20 protein-coding genes and 2 tRNA genes are annotated in these 22,487 nt (G+C 46.0%); 10 read left to right on the forward strand and 12 right to left on the reverse strand.

The features are described from left to right. Window positions 1-56: 56 nt before the first annotated feature. Together ACK5NH_RS09325 and ACK5NH_RS09330 are read left to right on the forward strand one after the other, a co-directional pair. Window positions 57-1,325, forward strand: a complete 1,269-nt coding sequence (locus ACK5NH_RS09325; RefSeq protein WP_041408751.1) for a YeaH/YhbH family protein — start codon at window positions 57-59, stop codon at window positions 1,323-1,325. Between the two features lie 9 nt (window positions 1,326-1,334). Then, a complete protein-coding gene (locus ACK5NH_RS09330; protein WP_416919475.1) occupies window positions 1,335-2,861 on the forward strand; it encodes a SpoVR family protein in 1,527 nt (508 codons plus the stop codon). A 75-nt stretch (window positions 2,862-2,936) separates the two neighbouring features. Here the strand turns inward: ACK5NH_RS09330 and fadR are convergent, their stop codons facing one another. Further along, window positions 2,937-3,662, reverse strand: coding sequence for a fatty acid metabolism transcriptional regulator FadR (fadR, locus tag ACK5NH_RS09335; protein ID WP_416919477.1), 726 nt, complete (start codon window positions 3,660-3,662; stop codon window positions 2,937-2,939). A 304-nt stretch (window positions 3,663-3,966) separates the two neighbouring features. Here fadR and nhaB point away from each other — a divergent pair, with 304 nt between their 5' ends. The 3 genes from nhaB to ACK5NH_RS09350 all read left to right on the forward strand — a co-directional run bounded on the left by nhaB (window position 3,967) and on the right by ACK5NH_RS09350 (window position 8,967). Continuing rightward, complete coding sequence (gene nhaB / locus ACK5NH_RS09340; RefSeq protein WP_416919479.1) at window positions 3,967-5,568, forward strand: sodium/proton antiporter NhaB; 1,602 nt, start codon at window positions 3,967-3,969, stop codon at window positions 5,566-5,568. A gap of 95 nt (window positions 5,569-5,663) precedes the next feature. Then, window positions 5,664-6,191 carry a disulfide bond formation protein DsbB gene (gene dsbB / locus ACK5NH_RS09345; protein ID WP_416919481.1) on the forward strand — a complete coding sequence of 176 codons (528 nt, stop codon included), beginning with the start codon at window positions 5,664-5,666 and terminating at the stop codon, window positions 6,189-6,191. A gap of 157 nt (window positions 6,192-6,348) precedes the next feature. Beyond that, complete coding sequence (locus tag ACK5NH_RS09350) at window positions 6,349-8,967, forward strand: PAS domain-containing protein (protein WP_416919483.1); 2,619 nt, start codon at window positions 6,349-6,351, stop codon at window positions 8,965-8,967. Between the two features lie 37 nt (window positions 8,968-9,004). Here ACK5NH_RS09350 and ACK5NH_RS09355 read toward each other — a convergent pair whose 3' ends face one another. From ACK5NH_RS09355 to ACK5NH_RS09395, 9 genes are all read right to left on the reverse strand, one after another. Further along, entirely contained in the window at window positions 9,005-9,970 is a 966-nt protein-coding gene (locus ACK5NH_RS09355; protein WP_416919485.1) for a RimK/LysX family protein, read from the reverse strand. Between the two features lie 197 nt (window positions 9,971-10,167). Next, entirely contained in the window at window positions 10,168-10,548 is a 381-nt protein-coding gene (locus ACK5NH_RS09360) for an STAS/SEC14 domain-containing protein (protein WP_416919505.1), read from the reverse strand. 349 nt (window positions 10,549-10,897) lie between these two features. Then, window positions 10,898-11,254: a DUF3802 family protein gene (locus ACK5NH_RS09365; RefSeq protein ID WP_416919487.1), complete on the reverse strand. Its 357-nt coding sequence runs from the start codon at window positions 11,252-11,254 to the stop codon at window positions 10,898-10,900. Between the two features lie 160 nt (window positions 11,255-11,414). Then, window positions 11,415-11,990 (reverse strand): YceI family protein, encoded by a 576-nt coding sequence (locus ACK5NH_RS09370; RefSeq protein ID WP_416919489.1) that lies wholly within the window; start codon window positions 11,988-11,990, stop codon window positions 11,415-11,417. A gap of 152 nt (window positions 11,991-12,142) precedes the next feature. Continuing rightward, complete coding sequence (locus tag ACK5NH_RS09375) at window positions 12,143-12,595, reverse strand: YaiI/YqxD family protein (protein WP_416919491.1); 453 nt, start codon at window positions 12,593-12,595, stop codon at window positions 12,143-12,145. Between the two features lie 20 nt (window positions 12,596-12,615). After that, complete coding sequence (pdxH, locus tag ACK5NH_RS09380) at window positions 12,616-13,254, reverse strand: pyridoxamine 5'-phosphate oxidase (RefSeq protein ID WP_416919493.1); 639 nt, start codon at window positions 13,252-13,254, stop codon at window positions 12,616-12,618. A gap of 218 nt (window positions 13,255-13,472) precedes the next feature. Further along, a complete protein-coding gene (locus tag ACK5NH_RS09385) occupies window positions 13,473-14,426 on the reverse strand; it encodes an adenosylmethionine decarboxylase (RefSeq protein ID WP_416919507.1) in 954 nt (317 codons plus the stop codon). 248 nt (window positions 14,427-14,674) lie between these two features. After that, window positions 14,675-16,588: a biosynthetic arginine decarboxylase gene (speA, locus tag ACK5NH_RS09390; protein WP_416919495.1), complete on the reverse strand. Its 1,914-nt coding sequence runs from the start codon at window positions 16,586-16,588 to the stop codon at window positions 14,675-14,677. A gap of 462 nt (window positions 16,589-17,050) precedes the next feature. Beyond that, entirely contained in the window at window positions 17,051-17,203 is a 153-nt protein-coding gene (locus tag ACK5NH_RS09395; RefSeq protein ID WP_011622337.1) for a hypothetical protein, read from the reverse strand. A gap of 475 nt (window positions 17,204-17,678) precedes the next feature. Between ACK5NH_RS09395 and ACK5NH_RS09400 the strand changes: the two genes are divergently transcribed. From ACK5NH_RS09400 to ACK5NH_RS09420, 5 genes are all read left to right on the forward strand, one after another. Continuing rightward, window positions 17,679-18,518, forward strand: a complete 840-nt coding sequence (locus tag ACK5NH_RS09400) for a S1 RNA-binding domain-containing protein (RefSeq protein WP_416919496.1) — start codon at window positions 17,679-17,681, stop codon at window positions 18,516-18,518. A gap of 166 nt (window positions 18,519-18,684) precedes the next feature. Then, window positions 18,685-19,350, forward strand: a complete 666-nt coding sequence (locus ACK5NH_RS09405) for a YceH family protein (RefSeq protein ID WP_416919498.1) — start codon at window positions 18,685-18,687, stop codon at window positions 19,348-19,350. 93 nt (window positions 19,351-19,443) lie between these two features. Continuing rightward, the gene (locus ACK5NH_RS09410) at window positions 19,444-20,274 is read left to right on the forward strand and encodes an ABC transporter permease subunit (RefSeq protein ID WP_416919500.1); all 831 of its coding nucleotides are present in this window, start codon (window positions 19,444-19,446) and stop codon (window positions 20,272-20,274) included. After that, entirely contained in the window at window positions 20,271-21,179 is a 909-nt protein-coding gene (locus ACK5NH_RS09415; RefSeq protein ID WP_416919502.1) for an ABC transporter ATP-binding protein, read from the forward strand. The genes ACK5NH_RS09410 and ACK5NH_RS09415 overlap by 4 nt, the downstream gene beginning before the upstream one ends. 381 nt (window positions 21,180-21,560) lie before the next feature. Next, on the forward strand, window positions 21,561-21,836 hold the full coding sequence (locus ACK5NH_RS09420; RefSeq protein ID WP_037425710.1) for an HU family DNA-binding protein: 276 nt from the start codon (window positions 21,561-21,563) through the stop codon (window positions 21,834-21,836). 319 nt (window positions 21,837-22,155) lie between these two features. Here the strand turns inward: ACK5NH_RS09420 and ACK5NH_RS09425 are convergent. Beyond that, a tRNA-Leu gene (locus tag ACK5NH_RS09425) sits at window positions 22,156-22,242 on the reverse strand. A 131-nt stretch (window positions 22,243-22,373) separates the two neighbouring features. Continuing rightward, window positions 22,374-22,460 (reverse strand) — tRNA-Leu (locus ACK5NH_RS09430). Between the last annotated feature and the right edge of the window lie 27 nt (window positions 22,461-22,487).

A 22,487-nucleotide genomic window follows, 5' to 3' on the forward strand; every position in this document is an offset into this window, starting at 1 on the left:
ACTAAAAACGAGGCTTTGGTGTTGCCAAAGCCTTCGCTGGGGTTTGGGAGGTGCGTATGGCGAACTTTATCGATAGACGGTTGAATGCGAAAGGAAAAAGCACAGTCAACCGCCAACGCTTTATCAACCGATATAAGCAACAAATCAAAAAAGCCGTCAGCGATGCCGTCACGCGTCGCAGTGTAACGGATGTAGATAAAGGCGAAAAAATCAGTATTCCCACACGGGATATCAGTGAACCTATGTTCCATCAAGGCAAAGGAGGCGTAAGAGACAGAGTCCACCCAGGCAATGATCAATTCACCCGCGGCGATAAAATCGATAGACCCCAAGGTGGCGCTGGTGGCGGAGCGGGGAAAGGCGATGCCTCGGATTCGGGCGAAGGTAATGATGACTTTGTGTTTGAAATCTCAAAGGATGAATACTTGGAGCTGTTATTTGAGGACTTAGAACTACCCAATCTGCAGAAGAATCGCTTAAACAAGCTCGTCGAGTATCAAATCTACCGTGCGGGTTTCACCAATGATGGTGTACCTGCCAATATCAATATTGTGCGCTCACTGCGTTCCTCCTTGGCGCGCCGCATTGCCATGTCGGCAAGTAAAAAGAAATTACTCAAAGAGTTAGAGCAAGAACTGGCAGAGCTTGAAAATATTCCGGGCACTAAAGCCGAACTGATTTTGGATTTAAAAGCCCAAATTGAAGCGCTCAAGCAGAAGATTGCTAAAGTCCCCTTTATCGATACCTTTGACTTACGTTTCAATAACTTTGCAAGGCGTGAAGTGCCCTCGAGCCAAGCGGTCATGTTCTGCTTAATGGACGTGTCAGGTTCGATGGATCAAGCGACAAAAGATATGGCGAAACGTTTCTATATCTTGCTGTACTTGTTTCTCACCCGAACCTACAAAAACCTCGAGGTGGTCTATATCCGCCATCATACCCAAGCGAAGGAAGTGGACGAACATGAGTTCTTCTACTCTCAGGAAACTGGCGGCACGATTGTCTCAAGCGCATTGAAATTAATGCACGAAATTCAGCAGGCTCGCTACCCTGCCGATGAGTGGAATATCTATGCCGCACAAGCCTCTGACGGTGATAACTGGGCCGATGACTCTCCCACCTGTCGACAATTATTGGAGCAAAAAATCCTGCCGCTAGTGCGCTATTTTAGCTATATCGAAATCACCAATCGTGCGCACCAAACCCTGTGGCGTGAATACGAATCCCTACAACAACACTACGACAACATAGCGGTGCAACATATTCGTCAAGCCGAAGATATCTACCCTGTATTTAGAGAATTATTTAAAAAGCAGGCGGTTTAAGGGGGCTCTATGGGGATAAAAGAAGCAAAAACACGTACAGCCTTGAGCGACGGTCCCGACTGGAGCTTTGAGCTGTTACAAAGTTATCTGAAAGAGATTGAGCGGGTGGCGGCCATTTACAAATTGAACGCCTATCCCAATCAAATCGAAATCATCACCGCCGAACAGATGATGGACGCCTATGCCGGCATTGGCATGCCCATTGGCTATACCCATTGGTCCTTCGGCAAACGTTTTATCGAAACCGAACAGGGCTACAAGCGTGGGCAAATGGGGCTCGCCTACGAAATTGTGATTAACTCTAACCCTTGTATCGCTTATTTAATGGAAGAAAACACCATCACCATGCAGGCTTTGGTGATGGCCCATGCCTGTTTTGGTCATAATAGTTTCTTTAAAAATAATTACTTATTTAAGACATGGACGGATGCAAGTTCGATTATCGATTACTTGGTGTTTGCCAAAAACTACATCAGTGATTGCGAGCAAAAATACGGTGTCGATCAAGTTGAAAGCATCATCGACTCTTGCCACGCTCTGATGAATTACGGTGTCGACCGCTATAAACGCCCATCGGAAATCTCCTTTAGGGAGGAACAGGCGAGGCAAAAAGATCGCGAAGCCTACCTGCAAAGCCAAGTGAACGATTTGTGGCGCACTATTCCCACCCATCAACAGCAGCAACCTTCGACCACTAAGCGCCGCTTTCCCGCCGAGCCGCAGGAAAATATTCTGTATTTTATTGAAAAAAATGCACCGCTGCTGGAGTCATGGCAACGGGAAATTATCCGTATCGTACGTAAGATGGCGCAGTATTTTTATCCGCAAAAACAAACACAAGTGATGAATGAAGGCTGGGCAACCTTTTGGCATTACACTATTTTGAATCATTTGTACGATGATGGTGTGGTCACCGACCGCTTTATGATGGAGTTTTTGCAGAGTCATACCGGCGTTGTCGCCCAGCCCGAATATAACAGCCGTTACTACAGCGGTATCAATCCCTATGCCCTAGGGTTTGCAATGTTTACCGATATTCGGCGCATCTGCGAGTCTCCCACAGAGGAAGATAAAGCCTGGTTTCCGGATATTGCGGGCAGTGACTGGCTCGAAACCTTACACTTTGCGATGCAAAACTTTAAGGACGAGAGTTTTATCAGCCAGTACCTGTCGCCAACGGTGGTCCGTCAGTTCAAGCTGTTTGGCATCCACGATGATGAAAAACGAAACTATCTGTCTGTGTCGGCCATTCACGATGAACAGGGCTATCAAGATATTCGCAACCTTCTCTCTCAGCAGTATAACTTATCGAATATTGAACCCAATATTCAAGTACATAACGTAGAGATAAACGGCGACCGCTCCTTAACCTTAAGGTATGTTCCCAGTAATGACATTCCACTGGCGAACACCTACAAAGAAGTATTGAAGCATCTGCATCGACTCTGGGGCTTTACCGTTAGTCTTGAGCAATTGAATGCTGATGCCAGTGTAACACTGCTAGCGTCCTGCCCTGAACAACCTAAGGCCGACTAAGCATCCCACAGACTGAAAAGCAAAAAGCCGTTTCTCAATGAAACGGCTTTTTAGTCTAACGAGGCGCATTTGAACTTAAGAGTTTGCGTCCTGCAGGGCAATCGAGGTCGGCATATCATCACGCAATTGCAGCCACATTTTGCCACTGTTTATACCGTAAGTACGCATTAGTGCGGGCACATCAACATAATTTTTGGCTTTGGCTAATACTTCCAGTTCTTTATAGAAGTTCAGCGCTAACAGACGCGCCTCAGAACTACTGAAATAGTACCGTCCTACTCGACTGTATAGACCTTTAAAACCGTTTAAGATCAACACATAAAGTGGATTTCCCGAAGAGAAAGCTAAAGTATGATGCAATAAGTAGTCATACTCGGCGAAGGATTCAGCCGTATCTTCTAGTTGGTGAATTTGTCCTAGGACTTCAACCGCGGTATCGGGACTGTTGCGCAGTGCACCACGGAAATAAATCGCACTCACGTTGGTTCGAGCCGATAACAATTGGTCCACCAGCACAGGGAAACCTTCTGGATTGAGATCAGCAATGGTCTCAAGAATATTAAGGCCCGAGGTTTCCCAAAAATTGTTTACCCGAGTCGGTTTACCATGTTGAATTTTCAACCAACCATCACGGGCTAACCGTTGCAGTACTTCACGCAGTGTCGTGCGTGTTACGCCAATCAATTCAGAAAGCTCACGTTCAGCCGGTAAAATGGACCCTGGGGGAAACTTGTTTTCCCAAATCGATCTTACAATATACTTCTCTGCAAAACTTGCAGGTCCTTTGGCATTGATAATCATCAGCCCACTTTTCCAGTTGTTGTGCTTTATAATGGTCACTGATCATACCAGAGCGGTAAAAAATGGAAACCATTGACTGCAGCCCACCTTAAATTCGCCGTACAATTGTCACAAAAATGTTCAAAAAAACGACACAAATCAACCGATATTATGCCAATTTTGCCGATTAGCTCCGCTTTTTGAAATCTGGGTTTCAGTATCTCGTTACATTAGCATTCTCTTTAGGCTAGACTGAATTTCTAAAACAAATGCCAGAACACAATAACCTGTGCAATTTTAAAAGATAATTAGAAGAGAGGATGCCATGCCGATGACAATGAGTCAGGCGTTTATTGGGAACTTCTTAGGGAATTCTCCTAAGTGGTACAAGATCGCAATACTGTCGTTTTTAATAATCAATCCAATACTCTTTTTCTATGTCAGCCCCTTTGTGGCTGGTTGGGTATTAGTGCTTGAGTTTATTTTTACCTTGGCAATGGCGCTGAAATGCTACCCATTACAACCCGGTGGTCTATTAGCGATTCAAGCGGTCGCCATCGGTATGACCTCTGCCAGCCAAGTGCTGCACGAAATTGAAGCCAACCTTGAAGTGTTGTTATTGCTGGTGTTTATGGTGGCCGGCATTTACTTCATGAAGCAGCTGTTGTTATTCGTGTTCACTAAGATGATCACTAAAGTACGCTCGAAAATTTTAGTGTCTTTGATGTTCTGTCTGGCTTCAGCCTTCTTATCCGCCTTCCTAGATGCATTAACCGTTATCGCCGTGATTATTACCGTGGCAGTAGGGTTTTACTCTATCTATCACAAAGTGGCTTCGGGTAAAGATTTCTCAGCAGATCATGACCATACCTCAGAAGGCAAAAATGAAGATGGTGAAAACCAACTCAACGAAGAAGAATTGGAGTCTTTCCGTGGTTTCCTACGTAACCTATTGATGCACGCGGGTGTCGGTACCGCATTAGGTGGCGTATGTACTATGGTGGGTGAACCGCAAAACTTAATTATCGCGGCGCAGGCTAACTGGCAATTTGGTGAGTTTGCGATCCGTATGTCCCCTGTAACCGTGCCTGTATTGTTCGCTGGTATCCTAACTTGCTTTTTAGTCGAAAAATTACGTTGGTTCGGTTATGGTGCCCAGCTACCGGAAGCCGTGCATAAAATCCTTTGCGATTACGCCGCCTATGAAGATGCGCGTCGTACCAATAAAGACAAGATGAAACTGGTTATACAAGCTTTTGTGGGCGTTTGGTTAATTGCCGGTCTTGCGCTGCACTTAGCGTCAGTGGGCTTGATTGGTCTGTCTGTAATCATTTTAACCACGGCCTTCAACGGTATTACCGATGAGCACGCACTAGGTAAGGCCTTCGAAGAAGCCCTGCCCTTTACCGCGCTGTTAGCGGTGTTCTTTGCCGTCGTCGCCGTGATCATCGACCAACAACTGTTTGGCCCTGTGATCCAATGGGCGCTGAATCATGAAGGGAATACCCAATTAGTGATCTTCTATATCGCTAACGGTTTACTCTCTATGGTCAGTGATAACGTGTTTGTCGGCACGGTTTATATTAACGAAGTTAAAGCCGCCTTGATTAACGGCCAAATTACCCGCGATCAATTCGACCTGTTAGCTGTGGCCATTAACACTGGTACTAACTTGCCTTCGGTGGCGACACCAAACGGTCAAGCCGCGTTCCTGTTCTTACTGACCTCGGCCCTTGCACCGCTGATCCGTTTATCCTATGGCAGAATGGTGTGGATGGCATTGCCCTACACTATCGTGCTATCGATTGTGGGTGTCATGGCAATTCAATCGGGCTTCTTAGAGCAGATGACCCAGTACTACTATGACTCCCACGCAATCATTCACCACAGTGTTAAAGAAGCGTTAGCACCTGCGGCAGCTCACTAACATAAATATCAGAGTTGACTGAACTTTATGAGTTCAGTAAAGTCAAAAAAACGCCCTACCTTCGAGGGCGTTTTTTGTTGATACGGAGTTCACTTTTGACAGCATTCACTCGCTTTGCCCATTCCCGCGCATCTTGGTTAATTCTTACTGGCTCTGCGATTGCCCTCGAAGCGGCCGCGTTGTATTTCCAATACGTGATGAACTTAGATCCCTGCGTGATGTGTATTTACCAGCGCCTCGCCGTCTTCGGCATCTTGGCGGCAGGATTGATTGGTATGACGGCGCCCAAATATCTAATCGTTCGCATTTTGGGTGCACTTGGCTGGGCCGTCAGTGCAACTTGGGGACTCAAACTGGCATTATCCCTAGTGGATATGCAAAATAATCCTTCACCATTCTCGACTTGCTCATTTTTACCCGAGTTTCCAACTTGGATGCCGCTCCATGAATGGTTTCCTGCGGTCATGTTGCCAACGGGCATGTGTACCGATGTGCCCTGGCAGTTTATGGGGGTAACGATGGCCGAGTGGATGGTAGTCGCCTTTAGCGGCTATCTGGTCTCCCTGTTACTGTTTATTGTGCCCATCCTCAGCGGTTCGAATAAACCATCACTCTATAAGTAATCTTTATTAGGCAGACCTAGGGTCTGCCTAATTTTTAGCTGTCACTGTCAATATTTCTCACCGAAAGCTCTTAGCTAACTTTGATTTAAGCCAATGGCAAATAGGCAAAAAAACGCTAAACTGGCTCCATGATAACGGCATTCGGAATGCAAAGAACATGGATAAACGGCCTATTATTGAGCCTCAAGCACCGTTAACCCAATGGCAAAAGAGCCTGCCGTTTAAACTCAGTCTGATCCAACTGTTGATCGCCAGCATACTGATCTTTAGCACTGTTTGGGTCATTCTCAACATACAGACCCAGCAAATCAACGAGCAACAAACCCTACTTAATCAAAACCATGGCCAGATTATCATTGCCAAATTGCAGGAAATGACCTCCCAAGTGGAGAATCAGGTCAATGCTATCAGTCAAATCGCCATGCTATACCGTTACGAGCCCGAGCAGCTCAGTAAAAGCATTCCGGTATTACTCTCAATTGAAAATCAAAAGGCGATCATTTCAGGTGGTGGGATTTGGCCCGAGCCAGGGGCATTTGACCGGCAAAAGTTTCGTGATAGTTTGTTCTGGTCACACAATATTCATGGCGAACTCGTCGCAATAAACAGCTACAATGATGACAGTTTCCCAAGCTATCACACCGAAGAATGGTATCGACCGACACGCTATTTTCCCGTCGGAAAAATATTTTGGTCTAAATCTTATGTCGATCCCACCACCCATAAACCTATGGTGACTGCTTCTGGCGCTATGTGGATGGAACATCAGTTTATTGGGGCGGCTACGACAGACATCAGTCTTGAAAAACTCAATCAGCTCTTACGCAACACCATGTTAGATGTGAGTGGCTACGTGATAGCCCTCGACCATCAAAACCAAATTTTGGCCTCGCCGAAGAGCGATAATCTGCCACAATCGGCCCAAAATCCTAGCCATGCCCTACAGACCTTCGACGAGCTAGCGAAAACCGAAACAGCCTTTAGCCCGATAGCCTCGGCACTGCACTTAGCCGACCGTAGTTTTATCGAGCAAGCCGTGACTGAGCGCGTGTTTACCCAAGAGCAAATGGACAATCTCACCCGTCTAAGCAACGACGGTGAGCGGGAGATGCTCTCCGCCATAGTCAATGACAATGCCAAAAACCATTTTTTAACCCCAAGGCGAATTGCTTCGGTCTCATTAACAGTAGATCCGATCCTCAAGGGTCCCTCGCTGGTGTCGGTATTTTTAATGCCGCACACCTACTGGAAAATTCTAGTCGTCACGCCCATCGCCCCGTTACAGGACACAGCAAAGCAGCTTATCGAAAAAGTTGGGCTCTCCCTCGTGTTAATTCAGATGCTCGGCCTTATCTTGCTGTTTTTACTGCAACATAGGTTGATTATCGCCCCCATTATGGAAATGGTGCAGGCACTCAAACGCAATGATTCGGCCTCTATCGAGTTAAAGGCAAATGAACGGCACGACGAGGTTGGTCTATTAGCGAAAAGCTTTTTATCCCGCACCCAGCAACTTGAAGTCGCGATGGCCAGTTTAGACGCCAGTAATCTCGCACTCGAGCAGCAATTACTGACCCAACAACATTTTCAGCAGGAGCTGAACCAGCGCAAGGAGCAATTAAGATCATTACTCGACTTTTCATCCACCATCATTTACATCAAAGACTTAAATGGCAGATATACCTTAGTTAACAACAAATATTGTGAAGTTTTGGGGATTGAGCGGCGCAAAATCATCGGCGCTACGGATTTTGATCTGTTCCAAAACTCACTCGCCCAATTGTATCAGCAAAACGATCAGCGGGTCACCCATAGTCAGGATGCGATTCATTTTGAGGAGCCCATTCCATCCCTTAGGGGTGAACTTATCTATCAAATGAGTAAATTCGACATTAGGGACGATGAGGATAATTCCATCGGAGTCGGCGCCATAGGTTTTAATGTGGATCTCAAAAAGCGCCAAGAAAAAGAACAAGAAAAACTGCTGCAATCGCAATTAACCCAGGTTAAAGAGCAGCAACACAAGACCCAACTAGTACAGCAAGAAAACAGCCAACTCAGGGAACAACTTGCTGCTATCCATGATGAAATCAATCAGCAGATCCAAGTTAACCTCAGCAAGCAGCAGAGTCAGAAACTGATGCAGAACTTCCTTGCCGACGTCATGAGTCAAATGATGCAAGAGCAGGACAAACTTCTCGCCCAGATTTGCCAAGTGCGCCACAAGGAGGATGACAGCCACCAAGCCCAAGTGGTACAACTGATGAGCCAGCAAGCCGCCAGACTCAGGCACATATCACAGCTGTTTACCGATCAACAAAGTGAGATTCGCCCGCTGCATTTAGCACTGTTTATCAATCAATTACTAAGTTTATTACAGCCCCAACTGCTAAAAAACCAAGTTAAGGTCAATCTGCAGTGTCATGAACAATTGGTAGTCGATGGCAATGCTTGGCAATATTTGCAGTTTTTTTATCGGCTCATCAACAATACCTTGCACCATGCCTTTAAAGAGCATAATCAAAACAGAGCGTTAGAAATAACGCTTGAGAAAAAAGGCGGTGAGCTGCATATGCAGCTTCAGGACAATGGCGTTGGGATCCCGGCTTCACACCTTGAGCAAATCAAACAGGAAATGCAGCAGAACCAATGCATTGGCACACTGACTTGCATTAATCTTTGGATAAAAAAAGAGTTAAATGGTGAGCTGAAGGTGGAGAGTGAAGTCAATCGTGGCACCCTAATTGAGTGCCACTGGCCATTACCTTCGGTATAGCAATTGCCATACTCAAAAATAGGCCCATTGAGTGAAATTAATCGCTCGCCTTATCGAGCGTTACATCCACCAAATAGTGGCCCTGTAACCAATTACGGCCAATTAAGAGTTTCTTGGACATTTGACTGCGATCCTTAAGGTTCACTTTGACGGGATACTCCCGTCCTGGCTCGCCTAAGGTCAGTTCGACCATGTAACGGACTTCACTCCCCTGCGCATTACGGATAAGCGAGGTATCAACAATCCGCGCTCGTAAACGCTTGGCCTCACCACGCTCATTTTCGGTAGTAAAATTGAGCCACTTGCCAATGTTGTTGTCCATATTGGTTGGATCTTCATCGTCAATCTTGATGTCGATGGCATGCAGCGAGTTTTCAACCGCGCCAGTATCAATGCGAGTTTTAAAAGTCAGTTCAGCCTCTTTCACGTTGATAAAGGCCGTCGGGCCAATCAGTCGTTTCTCAGCCACATCGACCACATAACGCCCCGCTAGCCAATTGCGCCCAATCAGTAACTTGTAATCCATATGACTTCTGTCACGTAGGTTGACTGCGACGAGACGGTGCTGGTCCTCAAAGCCAATATCTAACTCCACCAAATAACGCACTTCGCTGCCTTGGGCATTGTTCACTGTGGTGGTCTTTAAGATTTTCGCCGCTAAGCGACGCTGCTCACCCGCTTCATTTTCGGTGGTAAAATGCAGTGTTTTACCAATGTTATCCTGCATTTTTTCAGATGCGCCACCTTCAACTTGCATATCGATGGCATGTAAAGAAGTGTTCGCCGCGCCCGTATCAATCCTCGCCTGAAAATCCAATTGCGCTGCGATTAGTCGCATCTTTTCCGATTGACCAATTATCGCTTTAGTGTCAGAAGATACAGCGCCCTGCACTTGCGTTTGCGCCTCTTCGCTGACTTTGCCGCAGCCAGCTAGACTCAAGCTTACGAACATAGCGCTTAGCAATAACGCGGTGCAGCGACCGACACTTTGATGTTGTAACATCCTCACTCCTTATCTAATCGATTACAGGCTGGCCAAATGGAGCCTTTTACCCATAACCTTGGCCGACGTAGGGACTAGTGATAACACAAAAGCGAAGGAAAAGAGCCGAAAAAGACCAAGTCGAGGGTAAAAAATAGCATTTAAGTCAATGAAAAAATAAGGAATAATTACAATTTAACACACAATAACTACAACCATTACACTTCCGCCACTTTCGCTTCGTCCAACCATGCCATCGCCAAATGACGCTCATTTTCGCTAAAAACCTTTACCGGACAAGGCAGCATAAAAGCCAGCGTATTAACCATAGCACCAAGACTTTGCATGTCCGCAATCATCACCACTCGTGAGAAATCACTAAAATGGAACACACTGAGTAAAGCATCATCCCAGAGTGCTCCTACTGTGATGCCAATAAAGTCAGGACTAAACTCATACCACAAGCGAAGACTCGCATGGTCCTGTAACTTGGCCTCGATTGCAGGAAACAGTAAGGTTTCGATATCTTCATGGGTAACTTGACCCGATATTGCAATGGTCAGCATATCATCGGCATAGCTTGGACGTATGGTTAACATCATGCTTCTCCCTTTACACCGCAGCAAAAAAGGCGGCTATAGAGTAAAGATATACCCTGTAAAAGAAGATGCTTGAAAAACGAGCATGATTTTAGTCAAACTTGATGAGTGAAAACTGATGCGATAGCGAGATCTAATAATGCAGAGCGCTAACATAACACAAATTTCCCCCCCACAAATCCAAAACCAGAGCGATTGACACCAACAGGCAACACAGCAACCCGCTGAACAATTCACTAGTCGTAGCGATTCGGACTGAATTGTGAGTAAAGGTGGGAATCAACGAACGAGTGAACAGGATTAACCCAAGACACGAGATTAATCTCAAGGCTAATTCTATGCGAAGGTTTTACACATGCACTTGGATTTTGGCGATTTCTTGATCGAATAAATTCTTGATTAAGCCCGAAAACTCAGTGATGAACAGGGTCTGTTCTGGCGTAGCCTTATGATTCGCGACTGAGGCTAAGATTTCTTCCAGATCGTACACAATCGCATCGACCTCACGGATGATGGTGTTGCGTTCAGCAAAAGAGAGGGAAGGATTTTGACCACAAACCATAATAATCTGCGCGGATAATTGTTCTTCGAACAACTCCATCACAGTATCGTCGGACACATTTTGGGTATCGGGTGTTTCGAACAAGCCAAGATGCTCAGTCAAATACTGGATCAAATGCATGTAACCGTCTTTATCTGTGACCATTTTTTACCCTTAACACACCAAAATCTATCGTCAAAGACGACACTGAAAAAACAAAACCCACATCTAAAGTCGTCGTTCTGGAAATTTGCACGTCAGCCACTCGCTAACCATATCTCGAACTGGAGAGCTGACGTATTGATCTAAGCCAATCTTATCGCTGTTACTTTGTTAAGGTTAGTACAAACGACACCGGAACGGCTTGGCTAATACTAGATAAACCCGCGATATCACGCAATTTATCTACACCCGAGACCAAGTCAAACTCATTCGCATTGACTATTATCGGCTGAAAACTGCTAACCATCAGTTTATTATCAGATACTTTGGTTAAAATTACCGAAAAAGTTTTCGTTTGTTGTTTTCCATGGAGGGAAATTTTCCCATCTATGTCAGCAACCTTAGAGTCGCCCAAGGTAAGATCCTTGAGCATCTTAGTATCCACCTGCGAGCTTAATTTCAACTCAGGATATAAGGACACTTCAAACAACAGGTTTTGCATACGCTCATCGCGCACTTCGATACTGGTCGCCACGCTCATCAGTGGAATGGTTAATTCAAATTGACCATTATCTTTAAGTACACCATTGAGTTGCTTAAAGTGGTGAACTTCAGCGATATCACCCTTTTTTACCGATACAAAACTGACCCGAGAATCCTGCTCCATTACTTGCCACTGGGCTGCACAGCTAAAACTAACCAGCGTCGATAATGCAGCGATTCCTATCCATTTTTTCATCGTATCCATCCTCAATTAGTGAGTTTAAAGGCAAGGCAGCAACCCGAAAACACTCGAGTAACCGCAGTAATCACTTAGACAATCTGTGACTAAGATCACCTAAGTCTCGCTAAAGATACTCTTTTTCTTAATTAGTGACCAGTTAACTATCGTTAAACTCGCACCAGCCACTTATCTAAACTATTGGCAAAAGCTTGTTTATCTGCCGCAGAAAAGGCGTCAGGGCCACCTGTGTGTACGCCCGATGAGCGTAAATCTTCCATAAAATCGCGCATTGTCAGTTTTTGACGAATATTGTCAGTGGTATAGAGTTCGCCGCGGGGATTGAGAGCCAGCGCGCCCTTTTCGATCACTTGCGCCGCTAACGGAATATCGGCGGTGATCACTAAATGCGTGACCTCAACATGGTCGACAATGTATTGATCCGCCACATCAAAGCCTGAGCCCACCCGCACTTGACTGATATAGGCCGACGGCGGTACCCGTAGCATTTGGTTGGCCACTAACACTAACGGCACAGACTTACGCTCAGCCGCACGAAATAACATCTCTTTAATTGGGTTTGGGCAGGCATCGGCATCAACCCAAATCTTATACTGTCCCACGCTTAAGCTCCTAAAGCCCATTAAGGCGCTAAACGGTCAATGACCCATTCATCCGCTTGGCGAGTGTAAAGGAAACGGTCATGCAATCTGTGTTCCCCGCCCTGCCAAAACTCGATACTTGAGGGCTTGACTAAATAGCCACCCCAAAAACTTGGTAATGGCACATCGCCCTTGGCAAATTTGGCTTTCATCTCAAAAAACTTGCCTTCGAGTACTTGTCGTGCGCTCAGTTTACTCGACTGCTGTGACACCCAAGCGGCAATTTGGCTATCCTTTGGGCGGGTCATAAAGTATTTCAGCACTTCGGCGGTAGATAGCGACTGCGCCTCACCCAGAATCGATACTTGACGTTCAATCGGATGCCAAGGGAAATGCAGACTCACCTTATTATTGGCCGCGATCTGCTGCGCCTTACGACTGCCTAGGTTAGTGAAAAACACAAAGCCCGAGTCATCGAAACGCTTTAATAACACTATCCGCTGATAGGGCTGACCATGCTCGTCCACCGTGGCTACACACATTGCCGTGGGGTCGCTGAGCTCGGCATCGCGAGCTTGTGTCATCCATAACTCGAATAGCTGCATGGGATTTTGGGGTAAATCGGCGCGTCTTAGGCCGCCTTTGGTGTATTCGCGGCGAATATCACTGAGATCTGTCATAGGGTTTCCTTTTACAAGCGCACAATGATTGCCATCGGTGCAATCCGCTGATGGTGCAAGTTTACCATGCCTTAATGGCAATTCGATGCTCTGTTATCGCGCCGCCAATAAAAAAGCCAAGGCATTTACATTAGCTTTTCTATTGATAATCCAGTGCTTAAATACCAATGCGTATTTAGGCTAAAGCGGCGCTGGCAACGACCCACCAAGGCTTAAGACTACATATACTCGGGCTGCAATACTTGGGTTTCAAGCTGTTGATAATGACGGAAAGAAATCTGACAACCCGACTCGGTTGTCACTAAACCTTGACCTAAGCAAATATGCGCAGGAAATCCCGCTGTGTTGATGGGCCGATTAAAACTAATCAAATCCCAACTGGTTGGAGAGAATAAATCCACCAATCGTGCCGCGACGGGATGGGGATAAACGGCTAAATCCAGATTAGTCTCAAAACTGACATAGGAATTATCCCCTTGCTCCACCGATGGCGTGATATGCAAGGTAAAATAGTCAGCCCCACGTATTGCATTCAAGGAAAATCCCGCAGGCTGAAAACAGTGCATATCCAGCTGAAAATCGCCGAAGAGTTGCTGCAAACCAAGCCGCTGATAAATCCCCTGCTCAGTTTGTGTCGGCAGCTTAAGATAATCGGCAAGCTCGCCATGGATATGGTACATCATCAATTCAAGACAGGTCTCGCTTGAGGAAATCGATTGGTTTTCGGTGCAAAACTGATTGTCAGTACAAAACAAATAGTGATGGTGTGAATCTAAATGACCCACTCGAAAGGCTTTTCCTGGGATCAAGGTCCGCAATTTAGCAATATCGTCCGCAAAGCTGGTGCTTTGTAGCTGGGCTTGGTACTCATTCTTGCGCTGATAGCAGAGCGCAGCGATATGTTCAGCACCTAAGGCGTTTATAAAATGGCAGGCTGCCTCAATCAGGGTGCTGTTGCCGCAGGTGAGCAGCAAAATTTTATCGTCCCAGACGAACAGACTCGATTCACTCAGAAGATAGGCATCGCAGACATCGTTACTGATTGTTGACAGGATTTCTGCATTCGCACAGGCAACCAGCGTCGACCAAAAGCCGTACTCCCGCAGGCGTAGTGATGCCAGCTTGGGAGTGAGCCTGATCTCAAGTTTTTTTTCTGCGCCTTCAAAAAACATCAAGCCGTTAGCCTCATCTTATCCATATGTTGGGCATCCATTGGTAATATAAGCCGTCAATGGTTAACTGACGCATTTTACCGGCTGAGGTTAACCCAAAGATTTAACTCGGCTATTTTTACACGACTCACGCCGTAATTAAACCGTCAGCCTTTCCTTTGTATCAGCGGTTGCAGAAAATCCCAAACGCTAAAAAAACAAAAATCAGCCTAAGTGTCCCTAGGCTGATTCTTTCAACACACTCAATATTAAGAAAAATCTTCTAAATAAGTGTAACCTTTTAGGCCTACTTGTAATTCTTCTAAAATTTGTGCACGTTCTTCTTCAACAATATGCTGGTTCACTAACTCTTCGTAGGTGCGCATAAAGTCGACCGCATCTAAGTTAACATAGCGCAGTACGTCAGCTACTGTGTCACCAGCAAGAACCGACTCAATGTTGGTCATACCGTTCTCTTCAATGCTCACCACCGCAGAGTTGGTATCACCGAACAGGTTGTGCATATCGCCTAAAATCTCTTGATATGCGCCCACCATAAAGAAGCCAATCAAATATGGGCTTTCGGCACTCCAAGCTGGCACTGGCAGCGTGGTTTCAATCCCTTGACCGTCTACGTATTGGTCAACAATACCATCAGAATCACAGGTAATATCCAGCATGACAGCGCGGCGCTCTGGCGCTTTGTCTAAACCCGATAGTGGCAGCACAGGGAACACCTGATCGATACCCCAAGCATCCGGTAAGGATTGGAATAACGAGAAGTTAACGAAGAATTTATCGGCTAACTTTTCGTTTAACTCATCGATGATCGGTCTGTGGTAACGGTTTTTGGTGCTTAACAAGCCTTGCACTTCGTGACATACACGCAGGTTAGCCTGTTCAGCCCACGCACGCTCTGCCAAGCTTAATTGACCTAAGGCAAACAGCGATTGCGCTTCTTGCAGGTCGCTTTGGCTATCGTGGTAAATCTCAATCAAGGCACGTTGATCGGCACGACCGCTCAACTCAGTCCAAGATTGCCACATGTTATGTAGCAGCTGTGGCGATTCTTCCTCTGGCGGCTGGATTTCTTCTACCTGATAGGCTTCAGTACCAATCACATCGGTGATCAACACCGCATGGTGCGCCGTTAAGTGACGGCCAGATTCTGAAATAATACGTGGCATAGGTTGCTCGTATTCATTACAGATATCGGTAAGCACGTTAACGATGTTGTTTGCGTATTCGCTTAAGCCATAGTTCATCGAGTTGTTACTTTGGCTACGTGTGCCGTCGTAATCCACCGCTAAACCACCGCCGACGTCGAAACAGTTGATGCTGGCGCCTAACTCGCGTAATTCACAGTAGAAACGTGCCGCTTCGCTCACCCCTTGACGAATATCACGGATGTTGGCGATTTGCGAACCTAAGTGGAAGTGCAATAACTGCAGCGAATCCAACATATCGTTTTCTTTTAACTGATCTACTACAGTTAAAATCTGTGCCGCAGATAAACCAAACTTAGACTTTTCGCCGCCGCTGGCTTGCCACTTGCCTTTACCTTGGAATGCAAGGCGGGCACGAAGACCTAAGCGAGGTTTCACCCCTAAACGCTTAGACTCGGCCAGCACCATCTTCAGCTCAGACAGTTTTTCTAAAACGATGTAGACCTTATGGCCTAACTTCTCACCAATTAATGCTAAGCGAATGTATTCGTTATCTTTATAACCGTTACATACGATTACTGAACTGGCTTTTTGCGCCATGGCCAGTACTGCCATTAATTCTGGCTTACTGCCAGCTTCTAGGCCTAATTGTGGAACTTCTTTTGATGCTTGGCTCGCAAGGATCTCTTCTACTACAGTTTTTTGTTGGTTTACTTTAATTGGGTAAACCAGCAAATAGTCCGCCTGATACTCATATTTTTGTATCGCTTGGTCGAATGCTTGGCACAAACTGTTCACTCTGTGGTGCAGAATTTGCGGGAAACGAACTAATACAGGTAAAGCGACCCCTGCTTTAACCATGTCTTTTGCTAGCTCATTTAAGCCAATCTTGTGATCAGGATTCTTAGGATCCGGCGACACTGTCACCTCTCCTTGGTCGCTGATCCCATAAAAACCTTGGCTCCAGTGGGTAACGTTGTACCCAGCACGAGCAGCATCAATAGACCAATCATTCATTTTTATTTAGCCCGTCTATAAAAAAATGGGTTAAACGGCCATTGCAATCTTGCACGACCGCCCGTTCGACAAACCCAGGTAAACATATAGTTACCTGACATACAATTAGGATGAACTCACCCTGTTTAATGCAGCAAAATCAACCCAGCTTAGGTGACATTGATGCGTTTTTCCTTAACGCAGCCGGGATAGACCCCACATTCTTATTACTTTGGCGATGGCAGGAGATTGCATTCATACCACCCTTTATCGCCAAAGTTTCTCACCATTGGCATTAACCTTAGCGCGCTTTGAGGTTAAAAAACACCCAAAACCCTAACGTTAGGCGTCGCATCACAGCTCAAACCCAAAATTTGCTAAAAAGGGGGTTCAAGCATGTCTACAACAACAGGTAACACTAAAGGAACAACATTACATATTAAGCGGCAAGATAAGATCGAGCACACCTAATAACAGGCAAGATTACTGTAACAGGGGACTGTTGGCTTCTTCGCGGCCAGAATTGATACGGATTAACGTGAGATGTTTAAGGCTAGTATCGTCATAGGGCATAACGATTGAGCGCTGACATTGTGATGCTTTTAGGCAAAGAGCAAAAAATGGATGCTTGTGCATTAGCTAAACAATTCCTCTTAACCCCATGTAACCATTATAAATTGTACGTTACACGGTGAATGACCTGTGAACCATAAAACCATTACAACTCACGTAATATTTGTCATGTCTGTAACGAGCGAAGTCGTTAAACGGCGCAATTAAACCGCGCAATGTCACAGAATGCAAGTAAGAATCTCATTTAATATTTTTCATTAAAATATAACAAACACCCTATTAACAGGTACGATAACGATAAACGATATTACCAAATACAAATTAATGGGTTAGCAAAAAATCTGACTTTTATTACGTTCAATATTTTTTAATAGTGTTATTGAATAAATTGCTAATAATCATCCCATTCAAGATGATTTTTGACAGTCACTGAGTCGTTGCTCCCAAAGCGATTACCTAAAAGCCGAACTGGAAGCTGCTGTTTACGGATAAAGCGGTTATAATCAGCGCCGAATGACATCCTTAGATAGAGAGCTACATGATACAGATAGGAAAAACCTGCAAACTTGAGGTGGTAAAACAAGTCAGCTTCGGTGTGTATTTAAATGCCCACGAGTTTGGCCAAGTGTTACTGCCCAACAAAGCCACCCCAAAAGATTGCCAAGTCGGTGACTGGCTAGAGGTATTTTTATATCTGGACTCTGAAGATATCGTCATTGCCACCACGGGCAGACCGCTTGCTCAAGTCGGTGAGTTTGCCTATCTAAAAGCGGTAGCAACGGGGCCTTACGGTGCATTTTTAGACTGGGGATTAGATAAAGATCTGCTGCTGCCCTTTGGCGAGCAGCATAAACCCATCGAAGAAGGCCGCTCTTACCTCGTCTACGTGCATGTTAACCGCGCGGATGAACGTATTGTCGCCTCATCAAAAATCGATAAGTTCCTCGATAAAACCCCGGCTCAGTACGAAGTGGGTCAACAGGTCGACTTATATATCGGTGGCACCACAGATTTAGGCTACAAAGCCATTATTAACCATGCCCATTGGGGCGTGATTTACCAAAATGAAGTGTTCCAAAAGCTGCGTTTTGGTCAAAGAGTCAAAGGCTTTATCAAACAGGTTCGCCGCGATGGCAAAATCGATCTGGTCTTGCAGCAAGGCAGTAAGCAAGAGCTCGATAAGCACGCGCACATTATCTTAGTGAAACTTAAGCAAGCGGGTGGCTTCTTACCACTGACCGATAAAACCGATGCCGAAGTGATTTACGAGCAACTCGGCATGAGCAAAAAAGCCTTCAAGAAGAGCATCGGCGGCCTGTTTAAAGCAGGCAAATTAAGTATCGACGACGATGGTTTACGCCTGACTGAAGCAGACTGATTAGGCAGAATAATCAACCGAATACGGGACTTAGCACTCTCTGGCCCCCATGTTCGTGCTTTATTTGTACAAATAGTTTGCCTTAAACCTCAGTTTACCGACAAGCGCTAGGATATTAAGCATGGCTCTGTTATAACAAAGCCATGCTTTTTTCTTTGGAGCTTATATGGAACTCACGTTACACGAAGCCAGAGTTATCGGTTGCCTACTTGAAAAAGAAGTCACCACACCAGAGCAATACCCGCTTTCACTCAATGCCCTGACCCTCGCCTGTAATCAAAAAACCAGCCGCGATCCCGTATTGGACTTAAGCGAAGCGCAGGTTCAAGACGCCCTCGATTCATTGAATAAAAAGCGCTTAATCAGCGAGCAATCCGGCTTTGGTAGCCGAGTCGTCAAATATAAGCACAGATTCTGCAACACCGAATTTAGCGAGTTACAACTTTCCAGCGCGGCGGTAGCCATTGTCTGTTTGCTGCTGCTTCGCGGCCCACAAACGCCGGGCGAATTGCGTACCCGCAGCAACAGGCTGCACGACTTTAAAGATGTGCTCGAAGTGGAAGCCTGCATTAAACAATTGATGGAGCGAGATAAACCCGTACTGGCTCAACTGCCACGGGAGCCGGGTAAGCGTGAATGCCGTTATACTGAGCTGTTCTCCCAAGGCGCGGAGCAAATTAGCGCCGCGTCATTCACCAGTGCCACCAATGCAGATGCACACCCGTTAAACGAGCAGGATAGACAACAACTAGAAGCGAGAGTCACACAGCTTGAAGAGCAAGTGGCTGAACTTAAAGATAAGTTAGAATCGCTTATCGCTTCTTTATCATAACCGCGCCGCGGACGACTTTTGCTATGGGTCACTCTCAATGATGATGACCACTAACGTGAGAGTTTGTCCGCTCACTCACTGACGAGATAGCGAATGACACAAAACACTCCCAGTACATTCAACAACATGCTTTTGATCGCAGGCTTTGAATGTCGCAAATTTCTTTTTAACCTTCGCGGGATTATCGCCCTTATCGCCTTTGCATTAGTGTGGGGCATGCTATTGCTCTATCCCATCCAAGGCGCTTCGACCCTATTGATGCAGCCCAATATCAAAGATCTGATCGACGGTCTCTTAGGTAGCCAAGCACTCAATGTGCTGTTTGACTGGCCCGTGGCGGAAATGGCTATCTTCTGGTGCTTTGCGCTGTATCTGTTTCCCATGTTCAGTATTTTGATTGCCGCCGATCAGTTCTCCTCAGACAAATCCCGTGGCACATTGCGCTTCTATACCCTAAGAACCAGCAAAGACAGCCTACTCTTTGGCCGCTTTTTAGGACAAATCTTGATCCAAGGTCTACTGATCTTATTGACCATCCTCGCCACCATAGCGCTAGCACTCACTCGCGATATCGGGTTGTTATTACCTGCATTAACGTCGGGGGCCTTGGTCGGTGTCAACTTGCTTATCGTGATTTTACCCTTTACCGCGGTCATGACCTTATTGTCCCTCTATGCCAACACGGCAAGACAGGCCATGGTGCTCGCCACCATCTTGTGGACGGTCGTCTCAATTGCACTATTGATTTTGGGTAATCAATCCAGCCTATTTGAAGGCTTACAATGGATATTGCCTGGCGCTCAGCTGTCGAACATGGTCAACACCAATGGACTCCAGAGCTTTGCCTACGCACCAATCCCCCTATTACAAACCGCATTCGCCCTCTTCCTTGGCCGCGTTTATATCCAAAGGAGTCAACTATGATCCTCATTCAATGCCAAGGACTGTCCAAACACTATGGCAGTAAAAAAGCGCTCAATAACGTTAACTTAACCCTCGAAGCAGGTGCGCCCATCGCCTTGGTTGGCCCTAACGGTGCAGGTAAAACCACACTGTTTAGCCTGTTCTGTGGTTATCTCACCCCAAGCGCGGGCTCGGTTCGTATTCTGGGAGAAGTGCCCAATAGTCCAGCATTATTAGGGCAAATTGCCGCCCTGCCACAGGATGCAACGCTCGACCCCAATTTAACCATTATCAGCCAGTTAAGCTTCTTTGCGCGTCTACAAGGGATGGATAGCAAGCAGGCAAATCAAGAAGCCCTGCGAGTGCTGAATTTGGTCGACTTAGCCGAGGTGGCGCAGCAAAAGCCACCAAGTCTAAGCCACGGGATGAGTAAACGTGTGGCGATTGCCCAAGCCTTAATCGGCTCGCCTAAGCTGGTGTTGTTAGATGAACCCACCGCAGGACTCGATCCCGCCAATGCCAAGAAAATCCGTGAACTCGTCAGAACGCTGTCGCCCAGCACCACCTTTTTGATCAGCTCGCATAACTTGGACGAGCTCGAAAAGCTCTGTGACCAAGTGCTGTATCTAGATAAAGGTGAGCTGGGCCAATCCATTTCGATGCGCTCATCCAATAGCGGCAGTGATTATCTCACCCTTACGATGGAAAACTGCGACAGTGAAGCGCTGATCCAAACCGTAGGTCAAATACCCGGTGTAGTGAATATCACCTCAAAACAAGCCCATGTATTTGTTATCCAATTGGATGACACGGCAAATCGCCATTATGAGGTTGAAACCGCCCTGCTCGCCCTATTTAAGCAGCAGCATTGGCAATACAAGATGCTGCTGAAAGGACGGACATTGGAAGAGACCTTGTTTTCTTAAGTCCACGACAAGTCCCTTATTATTCCTACGTTTAACCCCAACTCTGACAGCGCCCGCAAGGGCGCTTAGTAGACACAGTGTTGTTTATACACTGCGAAAGCAATGCCATTTCTTACAACCTGTCAAAGGTGGAACAGTCGTAACTATCAGTGTTAAAACGCTTTATCGTTTCACGTCCACCTTAGCGCTAAACTCCACTAGGCCCACTTAGCCCATAACGCTACTTATATGAGGCGTATTTCCGTTTAAAGAAAAGGTGAGTTACCACCGCTAACCAATAAAGCAGCAGTTAAGCCGCTTTGGTAAACCTAGGCTTTCAATCTGATCCCGAGCTTGTTATAACTCCCCTTTCCTGCTCTTTCGCTGAATTCAGAGGTTTCAATGAACAAAGCACAACTTATCCAACGTATCGCCACTTCGCTTGAACAGTCCCAGGCCAGCACTAAACCTGTTGTCGAACAGATCCTACAACAGATCCATATCGCCTTAAGCGAAGGTGAGAAAGTCTTCCTGCCACAATTCGGCACCTTCGAGTTACGTTATCATTTACCTAAATCGGGTCGGAACCCACAAACTGGCGAGACGATGGAGATTGCTGGCTTTAACCAGCCAAGCTTTAAAGCGGCGACTGCGCTAAAACAAGCGATAAATGAGTAGTATTGTGGATGTGTAAAGAGCCTCGTGAAAAACCACGGGGCTTTTTTATGAGTCAAGGTTAACGACATAACTTTGGCAATGAGCTTTGGAGATAAAACGTAACCTGCCCCTGCTGAGTTTGACGCTATCAAGTTCAGAGTGCAGAAATAAGAAGATCACAAGGTCAGACTAGAGCCTGTAATAAAAGTGGCTGACAGAGCACCAGAGGCTCTAGATGAGAGGATAAAAGTCGCTGTAAAACAAAACGAAGAAATCAGTGCAGCAAATGCAAAAAAGCCCCGACTGATGTTGAGGCTTTTTTACTATTCACTAAGAATAATGGTACCCGAGGCCAGACTTGAACTGGCACGCTGTTACCAGCGAGGGATTTTAAATCCCTTGTGTCTACCGATTCCACCACTCGGGCAAACTCTGAATATCGCAAGCACAGCTATTGATATTTTTAACTCTTTGCTTCGTTATTTTACTTATATTTCAAAAATATAAGTAACGAAGTTTAACGCTTCAGCTCGCTTTGAGCTGTCACCATTATAATAATGGTACCCGAGGCCAGACTTGAACTGGCACGCTGTTACCAGCGAGGGATTTTAAATCCCTTGTGTCTACCGATTCCACCACTCGGGCAAACTCTTTATATTAACGACGGGAATC

Source organism: Shewanella sp., from assembly GCF_047975355.1.
Classification (GTDB): Bacteria; Pseudomonadota; Gammaproteobacteria; order Enterobacterales; family Shewanellaceae; genus Shewanella.

What these genes read in the sequence shown, in the direction of transcription:
- ACK5NH_RS09410 (WP_416919500.1), top strand. Translation starts at nt 19,444, where the DNA reads ATGACACAAAACACTCCCAGTACATTCAACAACATGCTTTTGATCGCA.
- ACK5NH_RS09330 (WP_416919475.1), top strand. Translation starts at nt 1,335, where the DNA reads ATGGGGATAAAAGAAGCAAAAACACGTACAGCCTTGAGCGACGGTCCC.
- ACK5NH_RS09400 (WP_416919496.1), top strand. Translation starts at nt 17,679, where the DNA reads ATGATACAGATAGGAAAAACCTGCAAACTTGAGGTGGTAAAACAAGTC.
- ACK5NH_RS09415 (WP_416919502.1), top strand. Translation starts at nt 20,271, where the DNA reads ATGATCCTCATTCAATGCCAAGGACTGTCCAAACACTATGGCAGTAAA.
- ACK5NH_RS09350 (WP_416919483.1), top strand. Translation starts at nt 6,349, where the DNA reads ATGGATAAACGGCCTATTATTGAGCCTCAAGCACCGTTAACCCAATGG.
- ACK5NH_RS09365 (WP_416919487.1), bottom strand. Translation starts at nt 11,254, where the DNA reads ATGGTCACAGATAAAGACGGTTACATGCATTTGATCCAGTATTTGACT.
- speA (WP_416919495.1), bottom strand. Translation starts at nt 16,588, where the DNA reads ATGAATGATTGGTCTATTGATGCTGCTCGTGCTGGGTACAACGTTACC.
- ACK5NH_RS09355 (WP_416919485.1), bottom strand. Translation starts at nt 9,970, where the DNA reads ATGTTACAACATCAAAGTGTCGGTCGCTGCACCGCGTTATTGCTAAGC.
- pdxH (WP_416919493.1), bottom strand. Translation starts at nt 13,254, where the DNA reads ATGACAGATCTCAGTGATATTCGCCGCGAATACACCAAAGGCGGCCTA.
- nhaB (WP_416919479.1), top strand. Translation starts at nt 3,967, where the DNA reads ATGCCGATGACAATGAGTCAGGCGTTTATTGGGAACTTCTTAGGGAAT.
- fadR (WP_416919477.1), bottom strand. Translation starts at nt 3,662, where the DNA reads ATGATTATCAATGCCAAAGGACCTGCAAGTTTTGCAGAGAAGTATATT.
- ACK5NH_RS09405 (WP_416919498.1), top strand. Translation starts at nt 18,685, where the DNA reads ATGGAACTCACGTTACACGAAGCCAGAGTTATCGGTTGCCTACTTGAA.
- ACK5NH_RS09325 (WP_041408751.1), top strand. Translation starts at nt 57, where the DNA reads ATGGCGAACTTTATCGATAGACGGTTGAATGCGAAAGGAAAAAGCACA.
- ACK5NH_RS09420 (WP_037425710.1), top strand. Translation starts at nt 21,561, where the DNA reads ATGAACAAAGCACAACTTATCCAACGTATCGCCACTTCGCTTGAACAG.
- ACK5NH_RS09395 (WP_011622337.1), bottom strand. Translation starts at nt 17,203, where the DNA reads ATGCACAAGCATCCATTTTTTGCTCTTTGCCTAAAAGCATCACAATGT.
- ACK5NH_RS09370 (WP_416919489.1), bottom strand. Translation starts at nt 11,990, where the DNA reads ATGAAAAAATGGATAGGAATCGCTGCATTATCGACGCTGGTTAGTTTT.
- ACK5NH_RS09385 (WP_416919507.1), bottom strand. Translation starts at nt 14,426, where the DNA reads ATGTTTTTTGAAGGCGCAGAAAAAAAACTTGAGATCAGGCTCACTCCC.
- ACK5NH_RS09360 (WP_416919505.1), bottom strand. Translation starts at nt 10,548, where the DNA reads ATGTTAACCATACGTCCAAGCTATGCCGATGATATGCTGACCATTGCA.